We start from the raw sequence: 19929 nt of genomic DNA, 5'->3' as shown, positions 1-19929 counted from the left end.
CAGGCCGACGCGCTGGTGTTTCGCTACGCAGTGACGGGTATTCGGCTTGTGAGAGCAGGCCTGCGACCGGTCAATCGACGCGATCGGCGCATTGTGCCGGGGACGAATGTCGTCACCAGCCGTGCGGCCGCCGTCTTTCGCTGCGCGTGAAGCGGGTGGCAGCCGCCCTCGCGGGGGCAGGATTTCGGCCGGCGCGGCGCCTGACGGGAGGGGAACGCCGCGCCGGCCCTGTCTTCAGCGAAGGGTGCCGAGCCGCGCCAGCACAGGGGCGGTGCGGGCCTCGAGCGCGGCACGCTCTGTGTCGCTGAAGGCAGGTTCGTAATAGTCGGGCGCGCTCACCCGGGCGGCGGCCTGCTCGGGCAGGTCCTCGTGGGAGAGGCCGCAATGGTCGAGCAGGCTGGCCATTTCGGCGGCCGGGTCGGCGCAGAATTCCTCGTAGCGCACCAGGCGGGTGGCGGAGGCGAGGTCGGCGTCGCGCGCCAGCGTGTCGGCCACGTGGCCGTAGACGTTCGCCCAGTGCAGAGCCCAGCCCTCCACCTCGCGGCCCTCGGCCCAGAGCGCCTCGATCTCGGCCACCACCTCCGGGTCTCCGGTGTTGATGGTCTGCCGGTCGGGGCCGAACTCGAAATGCCCGGCGCGGCGCAGGTGGCGGCGCACCCGCGGGTCGGTTTCGCCCGGGCCGCTGAACAGCGCGTGCTGCTTCATCAGCGAGGCGACGTGCCACAGCGGATCGCGCACCGGCACCACGAAGCGCGCGTCGGGGAAGAGACGGCGCAGGTAGGCGAGGCGGGTGATGTTGTAGTTGCCCTTGGCGAGGTAGCGGTGCCCGCCGCGCAGCAGCATCAGCTTGAGGATGTGCTCCTCGTAGAAGCGCTCGAAGGCGGCGTTGGAGGTGTTGCGGGTGAGCACCGCGCTCTGGCTGGGGTCGTGCGCGCCCTCGAAGAAGGCCATCCACAGCACCTCCTCGAAGGCCTCCGGGCTCTCGGGGGTCACGGTGATGCGGTCGCGGTGGGCGCGCTCGGAGGGGGCCTGGTCGGGGCGGCCGGCCCGGTCGATGAACCAGTTCCACGACCAGGGCGTCATCACCAGCGGGAAGTCGCGGTAGCGATGGGTGGCGATGTCGGGGTGGCGGGCGAGCAGCTCGAGCAGGATGGTGCTGCCCGAGCGCGCGATCCCGGCGATGTAGACCGGCCGGTCCACCCGCGCCTCCTCCAGCCGCTCGCCGAGCATCCGCGTCTCGCGGTCGGCGATGCGGCGGCAGAGGCCGGGGTGGCGCTCGGCGAGGCCGCCGAGCAGGTCGGTCCAGTAGTCGACTTTCATGTCCGATCCGGCGATGGTCATTCGATGCGCCTCAGGGATTTGAAGGAAAAGGCAAACAGGGTGAGGGCGGCGAAGAAGAACACTTCCCAGCCCCGCATCCAGTCCGGCCCCACGGGCAGGAGCTGCTGGCGCGGCAGGGCCACTTCCACGCGGTCCACCGGGGCGTCGTCGGGCAGGTAGCCTGCCGGGTTGCCGATCAGCGTGTTCCACCATTCGCGCTTGTGGATCACCGGCACCGGGGCGGCGAGCGGCACCTCGGCCACCGGCGTGCCGGTTTCGTTGGTGATCTCGGCGCGCGGCGTGCCGGCGCCCTCGTCCACCCAGCGGCCGTCGTAGCCGTTCGAGACCTGCACGGCCACGGGCTGGCCCGGCTCGGGGTATTCGCCGCCGTAGCGGCCGTCGAGCCAGACGATGAGCATCAGCACCGGCAGCGAGCCGATGATGGTGGCCGGCAGCACGATGGCCACGCGCCGGAGCGCGAGGCCGAGCATGCGGCGGATCATCGGCCAGGCCTCCTCGAACTCGCCGTCGAACTGCGAGACCTGCTTCTGCTGGGCCTGCAGCGCCGTCTTCAGCCCCGCGATGCGCTTCTGGGGCGACAGCAGCCGGTAGAGCTCCATCGAGACGATGGCGATCAGCGCCGACCAGACCGCCAGCCGCACCAGCGGCGGCAGGAACCCGGCCAGCCAGCCGTCGACGGCGCTGAACAGCGGGGCGGGTATGTCGAGCAGGCCCATGGCGCCGCCCTCAGTCGCGCTGTTCGGCGCGGGCCGAGGCAGCGGTTGCGGTGGCCGGCCGGGCCTGCCCCGCGCGGCGGCGGCGCAGCATCTTGCGGATCGGCCAGATGGCCACGAAGACGAGGGCGGTGCCCAGGGCCGCGACAAGCGCCCAGAGTGCGCCGAGCAGGCTCAGCCCCGCGCCGGGGCCCACGTAGGCCATGGCGGTTCCGGGAACGGTGAGGGCGGCAACCATGAGGCAGATGGCGATTTCGGTCTTCTTCATCAGTTCGTCTCCTTGGTCGTGTCGTCGAGGGGAAGGGACGCAGGCGTGAGCGCTGCGGGGTCGAGGGAGGCCTGCCGGCTGGGGGGCACCAGCAGGGAGGGGTCGAGGGTGGTGGGGTCGAGCCGCTCGGCCCAGGCCACGATCGGGATGATGGTCTGGCCGTTGAACTCGGTGCGGACGGGGTTCATGAACTCCCAGACGATCTCGCCCTCGGGCGTCACCTCCAGGATGCGGCCGCCGTTCGACTCGGTGATCATCGTGTTGCCATTGGCGAGGCGCTGCTGGTCGGAACGGATGCGGCTTTCCAGCGGCTGGTCCTTCGTGCCGGCGTACTGCCAGACGATGCCCATGGTCTCGGGGTCGATTTCGAGCACGCGGGAGGAGCCGTCCTCGCCCTGGTAGTTGGCGTAATTGTCGAACAGCAGCAGGTGACCGTTGTCGAGCAGGTCGGCGTCGTGCTGGCCCAGCCAGGGGCCGCGGGTGGCCCAGTGCACCTCCTCGGTCTCGGGGTTCAGGATCGCGACACCGTTCGCCTCGCGGAAGGAGAACAGCAGGTCGCCCTCCTCGGCCCAGGGGAAGTTCGCGGCCTGCTCGGCGGTGATGTATTTCACCGCGTTCGCGTGCAGCGGGTCACCCAGCGCGAAGCCGGAGGTGGCGTAGAGGATGTGGCGGAACTTCGAGGCCGCCATCGCCGGCAGCAGGCGGATCTTCTTCAGCTCCTCGCCATCGGGCGAGAGCACGACGAGGAAATCCTCCAGCCGCGGGCTTTCCAGGTGCTCGAAGCTCGGCAGCACGTCGTCCACGATCTCGTGGGTGAGGGTGTAGATATTGCCGTCCGGCCCCACGGAGAACTGGTGGTGCGCCCGGCCCGGATAGCTCCAGATCACGTTGGAATCCTTGTCGATCTTCACGAGGCCATAGCCGTAGGGCGTGTCGCCCACGCCTTCGTAGATCGCGAGGAGATCGCCGTTGGGGTAGACATGCGCGTGGCGGAAATAGACGAACTCGTCGGGCTGCGGCTCGGCCACGCCGCCCCAGTCGGCCGACCAGACCTGGCTGAAGGGCTTGGTCCACTGGTGCAGCACCTGCCCGTCCATGTCGACGAGATAGGCCGAGGGCTGGTCGCCGGTGGTGTAGAGCGTGACACCGCCCTGCGAGCGCTCGGTGGCGGGGATGGTGACGCCTTTTTCGGGGGTGCGCTCGGGGAACCAGAGGTCCGAGGTGTGGACGTTCTGGGTCATCGTGGCCTTCTCGTAGAGCGCCATCCCGCCGTCATAGGCGCGGCGGATCTCCGGCCCGGGGAAGAAACCGCCGATGGTCACCACCGCACCGGCAAGAAACAGAATCACCGCACAACCGACGAGAGAAACGGCGGCAAAGAACGTATCCCCGCGGGACTTGTTCTCTTCGGCAGGCAGGTCGCTGTTGTTGTCTGCTTTCATGGTCATCTGCGGGCCTTGACTGACAGGCGCCCCGATCTCGCGGAGGCAAAAGAAAAGTATTTCCAGACGCGAAGGCGCCGGAGCTCATAGTGAATTCAAAGCCTTTCCGAGGCTGATTTCTGGAGTCTTAGAGCCGGGGAAAACGGGTTCAAGTAACGAGAGCGCGAAAAAACGTCATGACTGAATACATTACTTCCGAATAGGTAAGTTTCCGCCGAAGCCCTCGGCGGCGCCGGGCCGGCATAGGCGTGAATCCGCTCATCGCCGCCCCGTCGGGAGTGCAGTGCAGCGCGCTTTCGCACTTGCAACTGGTATACCGGTCGTCCAGTATCCCGGCATGTCAGCAAGTTTCGAATTCGAGCGCGACCGCGCCTACAACCGCATCGTCGCCCTGATCTTCGGCGGCACCTACGATGCCGCCACGCCGCTGTCCGAGCGCAAGCTCGCGCAGGCCCTCGACATGGGGCGCATGCCGGTGCGCGAGGCCCTGCGCCAGCTCGAGCAGGAGGGGGTGGTCGAGGTGCGGCCCGCCCGCGGCACCTTTGTGCGCTCGGTCTCGCCGGAGGATCTCGCCGAGGTCTACCGCGTGCGCGAGGCGCTGGAGGGGCTGGCGGCCGAGCTTGCCGCCGGGCGCCCGACCACCGGGGCGCTTGCGGCCTGCGGCACGCGCATGCGCATCATGGCGCGCGACGCCTCCGCCTTCACCGCCGCCGAGATCGACGACGCGGGCACCGAGTTCCACAACCTGCTGATGGAGGCCTCCGGCTCGGTGCCGCTCAGCGAGGCGGTGCGGCTGTTCCGCATGCGCTTCCGGCTGGCCTTCCACCTGCCGCGCTACTTCGCCCAGGAGATCGCGCAGGAAACCCTCGCCGAACACATCGCCATCCTCGAGGCCGTCGAGGCGCGCGATCCCGTCGCCGCCCGGGCCCGCATGGTCGACCACCTCGCGCGCGGCCTGGAGCTGCGCCTGAAGCTCGAAACCGGAGTCGGCCGGAAACCCGCAAAGGGCACCGACACCTCGTCCAACAGTGGAATGGAGAAAACCCAGTGAACACGCTTGCCGCCCTTCTCTGCGCCGGCCTCGGCGCCGCCGCCGCGCTCGGCTCTGCCGCCTCCGCCGGAACCCTCGACACCGTGCGCCAGAACGGCGTGGTGAAATGCGCCGTGAACGGCAGCCGCCCGGGCTTTTCCTCGGTCGACAGCCATGGCGCCTGGCACGGCATCGACATCGACACCTGCCGCGCCGTGGCCGCGGCCGTGTTCGGCGACCCCTCGAAGGCGCAGTTCCTCAAGACCAACAACCAGACCCGCCTCACCGCGCTGCAGACCGGCGAGGTGGACCTCACCGCCGCCAACACCACCTGGACCCGCGCGCGCGACACCGACCTCGGGCTCGATTTCATCTCCCCCACCTTCTACGACGGCCAGGGGCTGATGGTGGCCAAGGAGCTCGGCGTGACCTCGGTGGCCGAGCTCGACGGCGCCAGCGTCTGCGTGCGCCCCGGCTCCACCTCCGAGCGCGTGGTGGCCGACATCCAGAAGAAATACGACATCTCGCTGAGCCTCGTGGTGATCGAGGACCAGAAGGAGATCAACACCGCCTTCTTCGGCGGGCGCTGCGACGTGGCGGTGCAGTCCTCCTCCGGCCTCTCCTCCACCCGCGCCGCGGTGGCGCCGAACCCGGATGACTACGTGATCCTGCCCGAGCTCTTCGGCAAGGACCCGATGGGCCCGGTGGTGCGCCAGGACGACGCCCAGTGGCGCGACATCGTGCAGTGGACGATCTACACCCTGTTCCAGGCCGAGGAGAGCGGTGTCACCGCCGCCAATGTCGACGAGATGCGCGAGACCTCCGACGACCCCGCCGTGCGCCGCCTGCTGGGCGTCGACGATGCCGGCGGCGAGGGCCTCGGCCTCGACAAGGACTGGGCCTACAACGTCATCAAGGCGGTGGGGAACTACTCCGAGGTGTTCGAGCGCAACGTGGGCATGGGCTCGCCCCTCAAGCTGCCGCGCGGCATCAACGCCCTCTACACCGAGGGCGGCCTGATCTACTCGCCGCCGCTCTGAACATCCTCGCGGCGGAGACGGCACGATGACCGATATCGCACCCCCCGCCCGGCCGCCGCGCTTTGCGCGGCTGCGCCGGGGCGGGCCGCGGGCCGCCCTGTGGCAGCTCGCGGTGCTCGCCGCCGTGATCGCCCTCGGGGTGTGGCTGGTGGCCAATGCCCGCGCCGCACTCGAGGCGCGCGGCATGACATCGGGGCTCGACTTCCTCTTCGCCGCGGCGCCCTTCTCGCTCGGGGAGGGGTTCTTCTCCTTCTCCTCGGGCGACAGCTACCTCTCCGCCCTCGGCGTGGGCCTGGGCAACACGGTGATGCTCTCGCTGGTCAGCATGGTCACCGCCACGCTGATCGGCGCGGTGACCGGGGTGGCGGCGCTGTCGCGCAACCCGCTCGCCGCCGGCCTCGCGCGTGGCTACATTGATCTGTTCCGCAACACGCCGCAGCTGGTGCAGATCGTGTTCTGGTACACGTTCTTCACCCTGATGCCCGCGGCGCGCGACGCCTGGTCGATCCTCGACGTCGCCTTCGCCTCGAACCGCGGCCTCACCGTGCCTGCGCCGGATGACCGCGAGACGCTGGCGCTCGTGTTCCTCGCCTTCTGCGGCGGGCTGCTGCTCGCCTTCCTCATCGGCCGCCTCGCCCGCCGCCGCCCGGCCGACCCGCAGCGCCCGCGCCGCTGGACCGGGCCGCTCGTCGCCCTGCTGGTGCTCGGCCCGCCGCTCGCGGTCTGGCTCGGGGCCGGGGTGCCGCTGGGCTGGTCGGTGCCCGCCTTGGGCAAGTTCAACTTCTCGGGCGGCGCCACGCTCAGCCCCGAATTCCTCGCCATCTACTTCGGCCTCTCCTTCTACATCGCCGCCTTCATCGCCGAGATCGTGCGCGGCGGGGTGCAGAGCGTGGATGCGGGCCAGGTGGAGGCGGCGCGCACCATCGGCCTGTCGCCGGGCTCGATCTACCGGCGCATCGTGGCGCCGCAGGCCTTCCGGGTGGTGATCCCGCCGCTGGCCGCGCAATACGTGAGCCTGATCAAGAACAGCTCGCTCGGCGTGGCCGTGGGCTACCCCGACCTGTTCAGCACCTCCAACACCGCGCTCACCTACTCGGGCCGCACCATCGAGGTGCTGGTGGTGATGGCCTGCATCTACCTCGCGCTCTCGGTCTCGGTGGGGCTGGTGGCCAACCTGTTCAACCGCCTCGTGCAGATCCCGGGACGCTGAGATGAGCGTGACCTCCTTCGCCACCCCCGGCACCGGCGCCGCCCCCCGCCCTGCCCCAGAGGCCGAGGGCCGCGCCGCGGGCACCCTGCGCCGGCTGTTCCGCAGCCCGCTCTCCGGCGCGCTCACACTCGTGATCGCGCTGGTGCTGGTGGCGGTGGCCTGGCCCCTCCTCCGCTGGGCGGTGATCGACGCCGTGTGGTATGCGCCCGACCCCGCCGCCTGCCGGGCCGAGGGCGCCGGCGCCTGCTGGGCGGTGATCGTGGAAAAGCACCGCGTCATCCTCTTCGGTGCCTTTCCCTATGAGCAGCAATGGCGCGGCGCGGTGATCGTGGCGCTCTGGCTGGGCTGGGCGCTGCTCACCGCGCCGCGGCTGCTGCCGCTCGCGGTCCGGCTCGGCGGCTGGGTCGTGGTGTTCCTCGTCTCGCTGGTGCTGATGCGCGGCGGCATCCTCGGCCTCGCGCCGGTGGGAACCGACCTCTGGGGCGGCCTGCCGCTCACCTTCCTGATCTTCGGCGGCACGGTGGCGGGGGGGCTGCCGCTCGCGGTGGCGCTGGCGCTCGGCCGGCGCTCGGACTGGCCGGTGATCTCCTTCCTCTGCGCCGCCTTCGTGGAATGCGTGCGCGGCTTCCCGCTCCTCGTGGTGCTGTTCTTCGCCGCGCTCATCCTGCCGCTGTTCCTGCCGCCCGAGCTTACCATCGACAAGCTGCTGCGCGCCGAGATCGGCATGATCGTGTTCTTCGCCGCCTACGCGGCGGAGGCGGTGCGCGGCGGGTTGCAGGCCCTGCCCGACGGTCAGGAGGAGGCGGCCAAGGCGCTGGGGATGTCCTACTGGCTGCGCCTGCGCAAGGTGGTGCTGCCGCAGGCCATCGCGGTCGCCCTGCCCGCGCTCTTCAACGACATCATCCGCGCCTTCAAGAACACCACCTTCTTCTCGATCCTCGGGCTGTTCGACGTGCTCGGCGCCACCAAGGCCGCCCTGCAGGACCCCGACTGGGTGCGCTACGGGCTGGAGGGCTATCTTTTCGTGTTCCTGCTCTACTTCCTGATCTGCACCGGCCTGTCGCTCTACGGCCGCTCCATCGAGCGCGACAACCTGCGCCGCCTGCGGAGGGCGGGCGAATGAGCGCGCCGGCGGTGGAGATCTCCGGGCTCAACAAGTGGTTCGGCCCCCATCACGTGCTGCGCGACGTGAGCCTCGGCCTCGGCGCCGGCGAGAAGCTGGTGCTCTGCGGGCCCTCGGGCTCGGGCAAGTCGACGCTGATCCGCTGCATCATCGGGCTGGAGAGCTTCCAGGAAGGTTCCGTCACCCTGTGCGGCCGGCGGCTCGACGGCACGGCGGCGGCCCTGCGCGACGTGCGGGCCATGTCCGGCATGGTGTTCCAGAGCTTCAACCTCTTTCCGCATCTCACGGTGCTGGAAAACCTCACCATCGGCCCGGTGCACGGCCGCGGCATGGCGCGGGCGGCGGCGGCGGAGCGGGCGCGCGAGCTGCTCGCCCGCGTGCGGCTCTCCGACCAGGCGGCGAAATATCCCGGCCAGCTCTCCGGCGGCCAGGCGCAGCGCGTGGCCATTGCCCGCACGCTGATGCTCGCGCCGCGGGTGCTGCTGTTCGACGAGCCCACCTCGGCGCTCGACCCCGAAATGGTGCACGAGGTGCTCGAGGTGATGGAGGAGCTCGCGGCCCAGGGCCAGTCGATGATCGTCGTCACCCACGAGATGGGCTTTGCCCGGCGCGTGGCCGATCTCGTGGTGTTCATGGACGCCGGCGAGATCGTCGAGGCGACCGACCCCGAGAGCTTCTTCGCCGCCCCGCGCAGCCCGCGCGCGGCGGAATTCGTAGCCCAGATCTCGCACGGAGACTGAGATGTCCGACACGCCTTCCCCGGACTGGGCCGCCCTGCGCGCACTGTTCCCGGCCACGCAGAGCACCGTCTACCTCGACACCGCGCGCAAGGCGCTGCTGCCGCGCTGCGCGGGCCAGGCGGCGCAGGACTGGTTTGCCGATATCGCGAGCCCCGAGGCCGGCGCCACCTCATTCGCCATGGACGGCGTGGAGCAGACCCGCGCCACCGTGGGCCGGGTGTTCGGCGCGGATGCGGAGAGCATCGCGCTCATCCGCAACACTTCCGAGGCGATGAACATCGTCGCCACCGGGCTCGACTGGAAGGAGGGCGACAACGTGGTGCTCTCCTCCGCCGAGCACGAGAACAACACCTTCCCCTGGCGCCCGCTCACCCGCCGCGGCGTGGAACTGCGCATCGTGCCCGAGGGGCCGGACGGCGTGGTGAGCACCGATGCGCTGCGCGAGGCGGTGGACGGCCGCACCCGCGTGCTCACCGTGGCCTGGCTGAGCTACGGCGCCGGGCAGCGGGCCGACCTCGCGGCCCTGGCCCAGATCGCCCGGGCGAAGGACGCGCTCTTCGTGGTCGACGCCATCCAGGCGCTCGGGGTGATCGACCAGCGGCTCGACGACCTCGGCGCCGACCTGGTGGCGGCGGGCGGCCACAAGGGCCAGCTCTCGGTCACCGGCGCGGGGCTGATGCATCTCGGGCCGCGGGCGATGGAGCGCATCACCCCGCCCTTCGCGGCGAAATACTCCTTCGACACGCTCGACCGCGCGGTGGCCGAGCCCGGCTGGGCGCCCGGCGCGCGGCGCTTCGAATACGGCAACCCGAATTTCCTCGGCCTCGCCATCCAGCGCCGCTCGGCCGATTTCATCGGCCGCATCGGCTTGCGCAACATCGAGCTGAGGGTGCGCGACCTCACCACCCTGCTCATAGAGCAGCTCGACGCCGGGCAGGTGGCGGTGCGCACGCCCCGCCCCTGGGCGCAGCGCGGCGGCATCGTGAGCATGGAGACCGGCGGCGTGCGGGCCGAGACGCTGGAAGCAGCGTTGGCCGCCGAGGGCATCCGGGTTGCGGCGAAAGACGGGCACCTGCGCGCCGCCGTGCATTTCTACAACACCGAGGAGGACGTGACGCGCTTTGCCTCGCGCCTCCTCCACCACCTGGGGCGGGGCCACCGATGAGCACGCATATCGAGATCGACCTGATTTCCGACACGTCCACCCGCCCCTCGGCCGGCATGCTGGCGGCGATGACCGCGGCGGAGACCGGCGACGAGCAGCGCTACGAGGACCCCACCACCATCGCGCTGGAACAGCGCGTGGCGGAGCTGCTGGGCATGGAGGCCGCGGTCTTCCTGCCCTCGGGCACCATGTGCAACCAGATCGCCTACCTGGTGCACTGCCGGCCGGGCGACGAGATCATCGCCGCCTCCAACGCCCATGTCTTCGGCTCGGAGGGCGCGGGGGCGGCGGCCCTGGCCGGGGCCCAGTTCCGCACCGTGGAGACAGCGGACGGCATCTTCGATGCCGACACCTTCGAAGCGGCGCTGCGCGCGCCGCGGCATCGATCGCCCCGCAGCCGGGTGGTGACCGCCGAGCAGACCACGAACCGCGGCGGCGGCGCGATCTGGCCGGCGGCCACGCTCAACGCCCTCGCGAAGCGCGCCCGCGCCCGCGGCATCGCCGCGCATATCGACGGCGCCCGGCTGCTCAACGCCGCGGCGGAGGAGGGCGTGGCCCCCTCCCACTACACGCGCGGCTTCGACTCGGCGTGGATCGACCTCTCGAAGGGGCTGGGCTGCCCGGTGGGCGGCGTGCTCGCAGGCGCGCGCGGGTTCATCGAGGAGGCCTGGTTCTGGAAGCACCGGCTGGGCGGGGCGCTGCGCCAATCCGGCTTCCTCGCCGCCGCCGGGCTCTACGCGCTCGACAACAACGTCCAGCGGCTGGTGGAGGACCACGAGAACGCCCGGCTCTTCGCCGGGCTGGTGGCGGACTGCCCGGGGGTGAAGGTGTTTCCGGAGCGGGTGCGCACCAACATCCTGTTCCTCGACCTCTCGGAGAGCGGGCGCGCGGCGGCCGACGTGTCGGCGGAGATGCAGCGCCACGGGGTGCGCCTCGGGGTGGAGGGGCCGACGCGGATGCGCGTGGTCACCCATCTCGACGCGCCCCGTGCCGCGGTGCGCCGCGCGGCGGAGACCTTCCTCGCGGTGATGAAGCGCCCGGCCGCCTGAGCGGGGCGGGCGGGTTCAGAGCAGCAGCACGCCGGCCACGCCCGCGGCCAGCATCGCGATGCCCGCCACCTCGCGCGGGCGCAGGGGCTGGGCCTTCATCCGCCGCGACACGAGCTGGGCGAAGAGGATCTCGCTCAGCCCCGCCGTGCGCACCAGCGAGGCGGATTGCAGCGCGAAGGCGAGGAACCAGAGCTGCGAGGCGAAGGCGCCGGCAAAGCCCGCGGGCAGCGACTGCCCCGGGTTGGCGAGCAGGGCGCGCAGCACGCCGGGCTGGCGCAGCCCGAGCCAGAGGCTCAGCACCGCCACCTGGAAGCCGAGCGCGCAGACGAGGGTGAAACTGGCGTCGAGCAGGAACAGCCCGGAGCCCACGCCGCCGATCGCGCCGCGAAAGCACACCGCCGAGACCGCGAACATCCCGCCCGACATCAGCCCCAGCGCCACCGGCGCCGCCCAGGGCTGGCCACGCATCTCGCGCCCGGGCCAGGACATGGTCATCACCCCCGCCGTGGCCAGCGCCACCGCGGCCATGGCCGCGAGGCTCACCGTCTCGCCCAGCAGCGCCCAGGCGACGAGGATCACCAGAACCGGCTCGCTCTTGGTATAGGCGGTGACGATGAGGAAGGCGCGCCTGCGCATCGCCGCCAGCATCAGCCCCGTGGCGAGGATCTGGGTGAGCGCGCCGCCTGCCAGCATCAGCGCGAAGCGCCCGTCGGGCATCGGCGGCAGCCGGCCGGCCCAGAGCAGCACCAGCCCGAAGAACACCAGCGCGAAGGGCAGCCCGTAGAGAAAGCGCACATGCGTGGCCCCGGCGGTGCCGAGCGTCTCGGTGAGGCCGCGCTGCAACGCGTTGCGGAAGGTCTGGGAGAGGGCCGCGCCCAGGGTGAAGAGGATCCAGAGCGAGTCGGGCCAGATCCAGTCGGGCCAGATCCAGTCGGGCCGAAGCAGGTCGGGGGTCATGCGGGGGTGTCCGTGGGCGAAGGCGCGGTGCGGGGCGCCGCCGCCGGTTTAGGACACCGCGGCCAGATGGTCGAGGAAAAGCTCGACGATCTCGCCGCCGCGCGCGCCGATGTCGAAGGCCTCGGCCTCGCGCGACCATTCCTCGAGCAGCCCGGTGACCAGCGCATGATAGGCCATGGCGGCGGTCTCGGGGCTCCAGATCGGGTTGAGCCTGCCATGCCGGTGGGCATAGGCGAAGACCTTCTCGAGCTGTTTGTGCACCAGGCGGGTGCGGTTCACCTGCAGCGCCGTCTGGCGCGGGGCGTCCTGCGCGGCGCAGGTCATCTGGCGCATGATGCTGTAGATGCAGCGCTTGCGGTCATCCTGCTGCACGCGGGTGAACATTTCCCGGGTGAGCGAGGAAAGCGCTCCCACCGGGTCGTCCACCAGGTTCCCCGTGAGGCCGGTCACCAGGTCGTCGATCGGCGCGCATTCCATCTCCAGGATGGCGTCGAGGATGGCGGCCTTGTTGGCGAAATACCAGTAGATCGCCCCGCGGGTGACGCCCGCCGCCTCGGCGATGGCCTCGAGCGAGGTCTGCTCGAAGCCCTTCTCGGCGAAGAGGCTGTAGGCGGCGGCGAGAATGTCGGCCCGCGTGCGGGCCGCCTGTTCCTTCGTGCGTCTCATGCCCCGGCCTCCCGCCGATGGCGCCGGCGCGCGGGAGAGCTCCCGCGCGCCGGGGTGCGACGCTGGCCGAACGCTATCACTCGGCCGCCCCGTGGCCCTGCGCGGCCGGGGGCACGATGCCCTTCTCGGCGTTGCTGCGGGCATGCTCCTCCAGCACCCGGTCCGCCTTCGTGTTGGAGAGCACGAAGACGAAGAACACCGGCACCAGGAACACCGCCAGCACCGTGGCCGAGATCATCCCGCCCAGCACCGAGGTGCCGAGGGCGTTCTGGCTCGCGGCCGAGGCGCCGGTGGCGATGGCCATCGGGATCACGCCCATGGAGAAGGCGAGCGAGGTCATCAGGATGGGCCGGAAGCGCAGCCGGCAGGCCTCGATGGTGGACTCGTGCAGGCTCTTGCCGCTCTCGCGCAGCTCCTTGGCGAACTCCACGATCAGGATCGCGTTCTTCGCCGAGAGGCCGATGATGGTGATGATGCCCACCGTGAAGTACACGTCGTTGGTCATGCCCCGCAGGGTGACTGCGGCCACGGCCCCGATCACGCCCAGCGGCACCACCAGCATCACCGAGAGCGGGATGGCCCAGCTCTCGTAGAGCGCGGCGAGACACAGGAACACCACGAAGATCGACAGGCCGATCAGCGCCGGCGCCTGGCTGCCGGACTGGATCTCCTGCAGCGACTGGCCGGTCCACTCGAAGGCGAAGCCGGAGGGCAGCTCGCCCGCCAGCCGCTCCATCTCCGCGATGGCGTCGCCCGAGGCATAGCCCGGGGCGGCCTCGCCGGAGATGCGCACCGCGGGATAGCCGTTGTAGCCCACCGCCTGTGCCGTGCCGGTGGTCCAGGAGATGTCCGCGAAGGCCGAGATCGGCACGGAGGCGCCGTTCTGGTTGATGACGTTGAGGTTCAGGATGTCCTGCACGTTGGTGCGCGAGCGGTCCTGGGCCTGCACCGTCACCTGCTGCATGCGCCCGTTGTTGGGGAAGTCGTTCACGTAGTTCGAGCCGAGCGCCGTGGAGATCGTCGAGTTGATGTCCGCGAAGGTGACGCCGAAGGTGTTGGCCTTCTCCCGGTCGATGCGCACGCGCACCTGCGGGCCGTCGGGCAGGCCCTCGACGCGCATGCCGGTGAGCACCGGGCTCTGCGAGGCGGCGGCCATGAGCTGGTCGCGCGCCGCCGCGAGCTCGGCCTGCGAGCCGCCCGAGCGCTGCTGCAGCCGGAACTCGAACCCGCCGGTGGTGCCGAGGCCCTGGATCGGCGGCGGTGACAGCGCGAAGGCGATCGCGTCGCGGAACTGGCTGAAGGCGATGGAGAACTGCATGCCCAGCGAGGCCGCGTCCTGTCCCTCGCCGCGCTCGGCCCAGTCCTTCAGGGTGATGAAGGCGAGGCTGGCGTTCTGCCCGGCACCGGAGAAGGAGAAGCCCTGGATGGTGATCATCGTCTCCACCGCCTCGTTGTCGAGAACGATGCCCTCGGCCGCCGAGGTGACGGTGCGCATGCGGTTGTCCGTGGCGTCCGAGGGGCCCTGGAAGCTGGCGATCAGGAAGCCCTGGTCCTCCTGCGGCAGGAAGGCGGAGGGCAGGTTGAGGAACATCCAGCCCATCCCCGCGACGAGCGCGAGATAGATGATCATGAAGCGCCAGGTGCGCTTGGCCATCCGGCCCACGCCGCGCGAGTAGCTGTGCGCCGTGCGGTCGAACCCGCGGTTGAACCAGCCGAAGAAGCCGCCCTTGGCGTGGTGGTGCCCGGCCTCCACCGGCTTGAGCAGGGTGGCGCAGAGCGCCGGGGTGAGCGAGAGCGCCATCAGCGCCGAGAACAGGATCGACACCACCATGGTGAGCGAGAACTGCTGGTAGATGATGCCCACCGAGCCGGGGAAGAAGGCGAGCGGCACGAACACCGCGCAGAGCACCAGCGTGATGCCGATGATGGCGCCGGTGATCTGGGTCATCGCCTTCTTGGTGGCTTCCTTGGGGGGGAGCCCTTCCTCGGACATGATGCGCTCGACGTTCTCCACCACGATGATCGCGTCATCGACGAGGATGCCGATGGCCAGCACCATGGCGAACATGGTGAGCACGTTGATGGAGAAGCCCGCCACCAGCATGATCGCCAGCGTGCCGCACAGCGCGATGGGCACCACGATGGTGGGGATGATCGTGTAGCGGAAGTTCTGCAGGAACAGGAACATCACGAGGAACACGAGCACCATGGCCTCGATGAGGGTGTGGATCACTTTGGTGATCGATTCCTCCACGAAGGGCGAGGTGTCGTAGGGGATCTGGTAGCTCACGCCCGGCGGGAAGGTGCCCTCGAGCTGGGCCATCAGTTCCTGCACCGCCTGCGAGGTGGCCAGCGCGTTGCCCGTGGGCGAGAGCTGCACGCCCACGGCGGCGGAGGGCTTGCCGTCGAGGTAGGAGGAGAAGGCGTAGCTTTCCGCGTCCACCTCGGTGGTGGCGACATCGCGCAGGCGCACGAGGCTGCCGTCGGGGTTGGAGCGCAGCACGATGGCGCCGAATTCCTCCGGCGTGGTGAGCTGGCCGGTCACGAGCACCGTCGCCGTGGTCTGCTGCGAGACCGGGTTGGGTGCTGCACCGATGGAGCCTGCGGCCACCTGGGCATTCTGCGCCTGGATGGCGGCGATGATCTCGGCGGTGGAGAGGTCGTAGCCCACCATCTTGTCGGGGTCGATCCACACGCGCATCGCGCGCTCGGAGGCAAACACCTGCGCGCGGCCCACGCCGGGCACGCGGCGGATCTCGTTCACGATGTTGCGCTGCACGAAGTCGCCGAGCGCCACCGCGTCCTGGCTGCCGTCATCGGAGATGAGCGAGACCACCATGAGGAAGGCGTTGCCCGCCTCCTCGACCTGCACGCCCTGCTGCTGGACCACCGATGGCAGCGAGGCCTCCACGCGCCCGATGCGGTTCTGCGTGTCGACCATCGCCTGGCTGATGTCGGTGCCGCTCTCGAAGGTGACGGTGATCGAGACGCGGCCGGTCGCGTCGGAGGTGCTCTCGTAGTAGATCAGCCCGGGGATGCCGTTGAGCTCCTCCTCGATGGGCTTGGTGACCGTGAGGTAGAGGTCCTCGGCCGAGGCGCCGGGGTAGACGGTCGAGACGGTGACCTGGGGCGGTGCCACGTTCGGATACTGCGCGATCGGCAGCATCGGGATGGCCAGGACGCCCGCCAGGACGATGAAGATTGCGACGACCCAGGCAAAGATGGGCCGGTCGATAAAGAAACGTGGCATCGGGATCCGTCCTCAGTCCGAGCTGGTGGCGCCGTCGGGTGCCGTCTGGGTGGCCTGGCCGCCTTCACCGCCGGCGCCCTCGCCCGCCTCGCCGGCCGGCGCGGAGCCGTCCTGCTCGAGCGGGTTGTGCCAGTCGGTGGTCTGAACGGGGGCGCCCGGGCCGATCTTCTGGAACCCGTCGACGACGACGCGCTCGCCGGGCTCGAGGCCCTGGTCGATCACGGTGCGGTCGTTGATCACGCGCGAGGCGATGACCGGGCGGAGGCTGAGCGTGTCGTCATTGCCCACCACGTAGACCAGCGAGCGGCCGCTGGCGTCGCGCTGGATCGCCTGGTTGGGCACCGCGATGGCGTTGCCCTGGATGCCCTGCTCGATGCGCACGCGCACGTACATGCCGGGCAGCAGCGTCAGGTCGGGGTTGGGGAACTCGCAGCGCAGCAGCACCTGGCCGGAGGTGGGGTCCACCGTGGTCTCGGAGAACAGCAGCTTGCCCGGGTGCTTGTAGACCGAGCCGTCGTCGCGCACCAGCATCACGCGGGCGGCGTTGGGCTCGACCTGCTGCAGCTCGCCGTTGCGCAGCGCCTCCTGCAGCTTGATGAGCTGCGAGACCGGCTGCTGGAAGTCGGCGTAGACCGGGTCGAGCTGCTGGATGGTCGCCAGCGCCTCGGTGTTGTTGGCCGAGACCAGCGCGCCCTCGGTGACCTGCGCACGGCCGATGCGGCCGGAGATCGGGGCAGTGACGGTGGTGTAGTCGAGGTTGAGCTGCGCCTGGCGCACCTCGGCCTGGGCCAGCGCCACGTCGGCCTTGGCCTGGGCGAGTGAGGCGACCGCGTTGTCGTAGGCCGAGCGGCTCACCGCGTTGCTGCCCACGAGGGCGCTGGCGCGGTCGGCGTCCTGCTGGGCCTGCAGCTGGGTCGCCTCGGCGCGCGCGAGGCCGGCCTTGGCGGATTCGAGCGCCACCTGGTAGGTCGCGGGGTCGATGCGGAACAGCGGGTCGCCCGCCTCCACGTTCGCGCCCTGCTCGAACACCCGCTCGAGCACGATGCCGCCCACGCGCGGGCGCACCTCGGCGATGCGGGTGGCGGCCACGCGGCCCGGCAGCTCGGACTGGAAGGGCACGGCTTCGCCCTTGGTGGTGATGATGGCCACCTGCGAGGGCGGCCGCTGGGCCTGTCCGCCCTGCGCGGCGTCCTCTTCCTCACGGCAGCCGGCGAGAACCAGCACCATCAGCGACGCAAGGGCGAGTCGGGAGCGGAGAAAGTCTTGCATGTATGAAGCCTGCAAATTGCAATGCCCGGAGTGGCATGGATACGGAACGAGTCGGACAGTCGGACGGCAGGCAAGGTCCGCCTACTGTGCGGTGCAACATACATACATGACTGGATGTTGCAAGCCGCCATGTTCGCGCAATTGCAACTATCTTCGCCGCGCGACGGATGCGCAGGAGCCGGCCCGGCGGTGCAACAGGCTGCATTCGCGGGAATTTTCCGCCGCCGGGGCGCGGGCCCCCCGGCGGCGGCGGGACGGGAAGCGGCCGTCGGGCGTGGCGGCATTCCGCCGCACCCGCCCCGTTCCGCGCCTCCGCACTGCGGGCGCGAACCGCCCCGCGCGACAGGCTTGAATCGGTCTGCGTCAAGTGTCATATAAGGAAGCGACATCTGTCGCAGCCCGGCGCTGGCCCGCCGGACGTGCCGGTGGACGAGCTCCCGTGGCACAGGATCCGGGGACAGGATGGCGACCGTCCGGGACAGGACGACGAGAGCGAACAGGTCGACGAGAGCGAAGAGCGAAAGGAGGCGCCTGCCATGCGCAACGCACTTCAGGCCGATGACAGCGATTTCGGCGCCGTCGCCGCGCTCCTGGGCGGCGAGGACACGCTGCACCGGATCATCCGCACCCCGCTCGATGCGCACGAGATGATCGCCGGCGGCCTGCCGCAGGCGGCGGTGGCCAGCCTGCGCCGGCGCCTCGCCCGGCTGGGCGACCGGCAGAGCTTCGCCCGCGCCCTGGGTGTCTCCGCCCGCACGCTGGAGCGACAGGAGAAGGCCCGCCGCCCGCGCCTGAACGTCGAGCAGAGCGCCCGCGCCTGGACCTTTGCGAGCGTGCTCGCCAGGGCGACCGAGGTGCTGGGCTCGCAGGCCGCGGCGGAACAATGGCTCGCCAGCCCGGCCACCGGGCTCGACGGGCGCACGCCGATGGACCTGCTCGGCACGCCCGCCGGCGCCGAGATGGTCCAGACCCTGCTCGTGCGCATGGAGTACGGCGTCTACTCATGACCCCCCTGCCCTTCCCGCTCGAGCAGGGGCCGCTCACCGCCTGGCGCATCGACCACGCCCGTTTCGCCGCGAGCTGGGACAGCGGCGAGGGCGCCTTTCGCGTGGGCGGGCGCTGGAACACGCCCCGCCGCCGCGCGGTCTACTGCGCCTTCGATCCCGCCACGGCGATCCTCGAGGTGGCGGTGCACAAGGGGTTCGCCCTGCTCGACGCGACTCCGAGCGTGCTCACCGCGCTCGAGGTGCTGGTGCCGCGGTCGATCCGTGTGGTGCGCCCCGAGGAGGTGCCCAACCCCGGCTGGCTGGTGCCCGGCTATCCGGGCGCCGGGCAGATGCGCTTCGGCGACGCCCTGCTCGCCGAGCACGGGATGATCGCGATCCCCAGCACCGTCTCGCGCAGGAGCTGGAACCTCGTCTTCGACCCCGAGGTGGCCGCCGGCCGCTACCGGCTGCTGAGGCAGGAGCCGCTCGCGCTCGACACCCGGCTCAATCCGCCGCCCGCCGCCCCGGGCGGCTGACCCCCCGCATTCTCCCGCGCCGCCGTGGAACGAATGGTCGCGCCGCGCGTTTTCCTGATGCCCGGATGACGGGGCTTCGCGGCCCGGCCCGGCCGTGTCCTCGCCACCCGCGCGAGGCAGGCCAGGGAGCGGAACCGACGCGGCCCGACCCGCCCGACAGGCGCCCTGTCCTGGCGGTGGGGTCACGTCGCCGGTTCAGGATTGCGTAGCGTAGCCAGTGATCGCGTGTGCGGCTGCCGGCCCGGGCGGGGTTCGTTTCCCGTCTGCCCGGGTCGGTGGCCGTTTCGGCCCACGGTCGGGAGGACCGGGGCCTCGGAATGCAACAAGGGGGTCTCCAGAATGCCCGCGACGACGTCCGCCTGCCCGCCTGCCGCCCCGGCCAGCTTCCCGGCCCAAGCTCCCGCCTGCCCCGGCTCTCCGGCATGACGCCGCCGGTTCTTCTCGCCCTGCGCGCGAGCGATCTCGCAGCGCTCGGAGAGGGTGCGGCACTTCCCGTGGAGGGGTTCTCCGGCGTGCTCTTCGACGAAGCGGCCCTGCCCGGTCAGGCGGAGCGCGTCACGCGCCTGCGCGCCGGCGGCATCCTGCCCTGGATGCGGCTGCGCGCCCCGCGCCCGCCGGCGCCCGCCACCCCCTCTGCCGAGCCCGCGCTCGCCGGGGCTCCGCTCGATCCGCGAAACCTGCCGCCACTGCCGCCCGGGCTGCTCTCGCCCGCGGCGGACGCGCGGGATGCGGTGGACAGCGGCCTCGCCGAGCGGCTGGAAGCCGCGGCCGCGGCGGGTGTCGCCGGCGTGGTGATCGATGCGCCGCAGCGCCTGCCGGCGGAGGCGGCCGCCGCCCTCTTCGCCGCGCTGCGCGCGCGCCACCCCGGGCTGTGCGTGGTGGCCAACAGCGCCGGACTGCCGCAGGCCGTGGCAGAGGCGCTGGCCGCGCAGGGCTACGACATGCTCGCCTCCTCGCTCGGCTGGTGGGACTACCGCGCCCGCTGGCTGCCGCAGGAGACCCTGTCGCGTCGCCCGTCCCGTCCGCCCATGGCGCTGCTCACCGATGCGCCGCCCGCCACGGCGCCGGCCCGGCTGGCGCGGCGGGTGCGTGCCGCCGCCGCGCTGTGCGGCGGGCTGGCCCTGCCGCTCGCGGAGGCGCGCCG

18 protein-coding genes are annotated in these 19929 nt (G+C 70.9%); 10 read left to right on the top strand and 8 right to left on the bottom strand.

Annotated features, from left to right (window positions below; all coding sequences use genetic code 11):
- Nucleotides 1-234: 234 nt before the first annotated feature.
- From D3P35_RS11820 to D3P35_RS11805, 4 genes are read right to left on the bottom strand one after another with little or no spacing between them, the layout of a single operon-like run.
- Nucleotides 235-1341: a sulfotransferase gene (locus tag D3P35_RS11820; RefSeq protein ID WP_198670591.1), complete on the bottom strand. Its 1107-nt coding sequence runs from the start codon at nucleotides 1339-1341 to the stop codon at nucleotides 235-237.
- Nucleotides 1338-2057: a hypothetical protein gene (locus D3P35_RS11815; RefSeq protein ID WP_118134938.1), complete on the bottom strand. Its 720-nt coding sequence runs from the start codon at nucleotides 2055-2057 to the stop codon at nucleotides 1338-1340. Before D3P35_RS11815 ends, D3P35_RS11820 begins: the two co-directional genes overlap by 4 nt.
- A gap of 10 nt (nucleotides 2058-2067) precedes the next feature.
- Nucleotides 2068-2322 carry a hypothetical protein gene (locus D3P35_RS11810; protein WP_118134937.1) on the bottom strand — a complete coding sequence of 85 codons (255 nt, stop codon included), beginning with the start codon at nucleotides 2320-2322 and terminating at the stop codon, nucleotides 2068-2070.
- On the bottom strand, nucleotides 2322-3770 hold the full coding sequence (locus D3P35_RS11805) for an arylsulfotransferase family protein (RefSeq protein ID WP_118134936.1): 1449 nt from the start codon (nucleotides 3768-3770) through the stop codon (nucleotides 2322-2324). Before D3P35_RS11805 ends, D3P35_RS11810 begins: the two co-directional genes overlap by 1 nt.
- Before the next feature lie 331 nt (nucleotides 3771-4101).
- Between D3P35_RS11805 and D3P35_RS11800 the strand changes: the two genes are divergently transcribed.
- Genes D3P35_RS11800 through D3P35_RS11770 form a run of 7 tightly spaced genes read left to right on the top strand, consistent with a single transcriptional unit; the run spans nucleotide 4102 to nucleotide 11121 of the window.
- Nucleotides 4102-4815 carry a GntR family transcriptional regulator gene (locus tag D3P35_RS11800; RefSeq protein ID WP_118134935.1) on the top strand — a complete coding sequence of 238 codons (714 nt, stop codon included), beginning with the start codon at nucleotides 4102-4104 and terminating at the stop codon, nucleotides 4813-4815.
- Nucleotides 4812-5834 (top strand): amino acid ABC transporter substrate-binding protein, encoded by a 1023-nt coding sequence (locus D3P35_RS11795; protein ID WP_118134934.1) that lies wholly within the window; start codon nucleotides 4812-4814, stop codon nucleotides 5832-5834. The genes D3P35_RS11800 and D3P35_RS11795 overlap by 4 nt, the downstream gene beginning before the upstream one ends.
- A gap of 25 nt (nucleotides 5835-5859) precedes the next feature.
- Entirely contained in the window at nucleotides 5860-7044 is a 1185-nt protein-coding gene (locus tag D3P35_RS11790) for an amino acid ABC transporter permease (protein ID WP_118134933.1), read from the top strand.
- Between the two features lies 1 nt (nucleotide 7045).
- Nucleotides 7046-8167, top strand: a complete 1122-nt coding sequence (locus tag D3P35_RS11785; protein WP_118134932.1) for an amino acid ABC transporter permease — start codon at nucleotides 7046-7048, stop codon at nucleotides 8165-8167.
- Nucleotides 8164-8907 (top strand): amino acid ABC transporter ATP-binding protein, encoded by a 744-nt coding sequence (locus D3P35_RS11780; RefSeq protein WP_118134931.1) that lies wholly within the window; start codon nucleotides 8164-8166, stop codon nucleotides 8905-8907. The genes D3P35_RS11785 and D3P35_RS11780 overlap by 4 nt, the downstream gene beginning before the upstream one ends.
- Nucleotide 8908: 1 nt before the next feature.
- The gene (locus D3P35_RS11775; protein ID WP_118134930.1) at nucleotides 8909-10072 is read left to right on the top strand and encodes an aminotransferase class V-fold PLP-dependent enzyme; all 1164 of its coding nucleotides are present in this window, start codon (nucleotides 8909-8911) and stop codon (nucleotides 10070-10072) included.
- A complete protein-coding gene (locus D3P35_RS11770; RefSeq protein WP_118134929.1) occupies nucleotides 10069-11121 on the top strand; it encodes a low specificity L-threonine aldolase in 1053 nt (350 codons plus the stop codon). Before D3P35_RS11775 ends, D3P35_RS11770 begins: the two co-directional genes overlap by 4 nt.
- 15 nt (nucleotides 11122-11136) lie before the next feature.
- Here D3P35_RS11770 and D3P35_RS11765 read toward each other — a convergent pair whose 3' ends face one another.
- From D3P35_RS11765 to D3P35_RS11750, 4 genes are all read right to left on the bottom strand, one after another.
- Nucleotides 11137-12078, bottom strand: a complete 942-nt coding sequence (locus tag D3P35_RS11765) for a DMT family transporter (RefSeq protein WP_118134928.1) — start codon at nucleotides 12076-12078, stop codon at nucleotides 11137-11139.
- A gap of 48 nt (nucleotides 12079-12126) precedes the next feature.
- Nucleotides 12127-12744 carry a TetR family transcriptional regulator gene (locus D3P35_RS11760; RefSeq protein ID WP_198670590.1) on the bottom strand — a complete coding sequence of 206 codons (618 nt, stop codon included), beginning with the start codon at nucleotides 12742-12744 and terminating at the stop codon, nucleotides 12127-12129.
- A 76-nt stretch (nucleotides 12745-12820) separates the two neighbouring features.
- Nucleotides 12821-15994, bottom strand: a complete 3174-nt coding sequence (locus D3P35_RS11755; RefSeq protein WP_118134926.1) for an efflux RND transporter permease subunit — start codon at nucleotides 15992-15994, stop codon at nucleotides 12821-12823.
- 12 nt (nucleotides 15995-16006) lie between these two features.
- The gene (locus D3P35_RS11750; RefSeq protein ID WP_118134925.1) at nucleotides 16007-17263 is read right to left on the bottom strand and encodes an efflux RND transporter periplasmic adaptor subunit; all 1257 of its coding nucleotides are present in this window, start codon (nucleotides 17261-17263) and stop codon (nucleotides 16007-16009) included.
- Nucleotides 17264-17799: 536 nt separating this feature from the next.
- Between D3P35_RS11750 and D3P35_RS11745 the strand changes: the two genes are divergently transcribed.
- The 3 genes from D3P35_RS11745 to D3P35_RS11735 form a co-directional block, all read left to right on the top strand.
- Entirely contained in the window at nucleotides 17800-18270 is a 471-nt protein-coding gene (locus tag D3P35_RS11745) for an antitoxin Xre/MbcA/ParS toxin-binding domain-containing protein (protein ID WP_118134924.1), read from the top strand.
- Nucleotides 18267-18785 carry an RES family NAD+ phosphorylase gene (locus tag D3P35_RS11740; protein ID WP_118134923.1) on the top strand — a complete coding sequence of 173 codons (519 nt, stop codon included), beginning with the start codon at nucleotides 18267-18269 and terminating at the stop codon, nucleotides 18783-18785. Before D3P35_RS11745 ends, D3P35_RS11740 begins: the two co-directional genes overlap by 4 nt.
- A 317-nt stretch (nucleotides 18786-19102) precedes the next feature.
- A partial coding sequence (locus D3P35_RS11735; RefSeq protein ID WP_198670589.1) for a hypothetical protein occupies nucleotides 19103-19929 on the top strand: 827 nt, incomplete at its 3' end.

Origin of the sequence: Oceanicella sp. SM1341 (genome assembly GCF_003448965.1) — a bacterium.
Classification (GTDB): Bacteria; Pseudomonadota; Alphaproteobacteria; order Rhodobacterales; family Rhodobacteraceae; genus Paroceanicella.
Note: the sequence above shows the minus strand (reverse complement) of the source record. Positions and strands in the feature narration are given on the sequence as shown.

What these genes read in the sequence shown, in the direction of transcription:
- D3P35_RS11760 (WP_198670590.1), bottom strand. Translation starts at nt 12,744, where the DNA reads ATGAGACGCACGAAGGAACAGGCGGCCCGCACGCGGGCCGACATTCTC.
- D3P35_RS11780 (WP_118134931.1), top strand. Translation starts at nt 8,164, where the DNA reads ATGAGCGCGCCGGCGGTGGAGATCTCCGGGCTCAACAAGTGGTTCGGC.
- D3P35_RS11815 (WP_118134938.1), bottom strand. Translation starts at nt 2,057, where the DNA reads ATGGGCCTGCTCGACATACCCGCCCCGCTGTTCAGCGCCGTCGACGGC.
- D3P35_RS11750 (WP_118134925.1), bottom strand. Translation starts at nt 17,263, where the DNA reads ATGCAAGACTTTCTCCGCTCCCGACTCGCCCTTGCGTCGCTGATGGTG.
- D3P35_RS11765 (WP_118134928.1), bottom strand. Translation starts at nt 12,078, where the DNA reads ATGACCCCCGACCTGCTTCGGCCCGACTGGATCTGGCCCGACTGGATC.
- D3P35_RS11790 (WP_118134933.1), top strand. Translation starts at nt 5,860, where the DNA reads ATGACCGATATCGCACCCCCCGCCCGGCCGCCGCGCTTTGCGCGGCTG.
- D3P35_RS11810 (WP_118134937.1), bottom strand. Translation starts at nt 2,322, where the DNA reads ATGAAGAAGACCGAAATCGCCATCTGCCTCATGGTTGCCGCCCTCACC.
- D3P35_RS11770 (WP_118134929.1), top strand. Translation starts at nt 10,069, where the DNA reads ATGAGCACGCATATCGAGATCGACCTGATTTCCGACACGTCCACCCGC.
- D3P35_RS11785 (WP_118134932.1), top strand. Translation starts at nt 7,046, where the DNA reads ATGAGCGTGACCTCCTTCGCCACCCCCGGCACCGGCGCCGCCCCCCGC.
- D3P35_RS11775 (WP_118134930.1), top strand. Translation starts at nt 8,909, where the DNA reads ATGTCCGACACGCCTTCCCCGGACTGGGCCGCCCTGCGCGCACTGTTC.
- D3P35_RS11820 (WP_198670591.1), bottom strand. Translation starts at nt 1,341, where the DNA reads ATGACCATCGCCGGATCGGACATGAAAGTCGACTACTGGACCGACCTG.
- D3P35_RS11745 (WP_118134924.1), top strand. Translation starts at nt 17,800, where the DNA reads ATGCGCAACGCACTTCAGGCCGATGACAGCGATTTCGGCGCCGTCGCC.
- D3P35_RS11805 (WP_118134936.1), bottom strand. Translation starts at nt 3,770, where the DNA reads ATGACCATGAAAGCAGACAACAACAGCGACCTGCCTGCCGAAGAGAAC.
- D3P35_RS11755 (WP_118134926.1), bottom strand. Translation starts at nt 15,994, where the DNA reads ATGCCACGTTTCTTTATCGACCGGCCCATCTTTGCCTGGGTCGTCGCA.
- D3P35_RS11800 (WP_118134935.1), top strand. Translation starts at nt 4,102, where the DNA reads ATGTCAGCAAGTTTCGAATTCGAGCGCGACCGCGCCTACAACCGCATC.
- D3P35_RS11740 (WP_118134923.1), top strand. Translation starts at nt 18,267, where the DNA reads ATGACCCCCCTGCCCTTCCCGCTCGAGCAGGGGCCGCTCACCGCCTGG.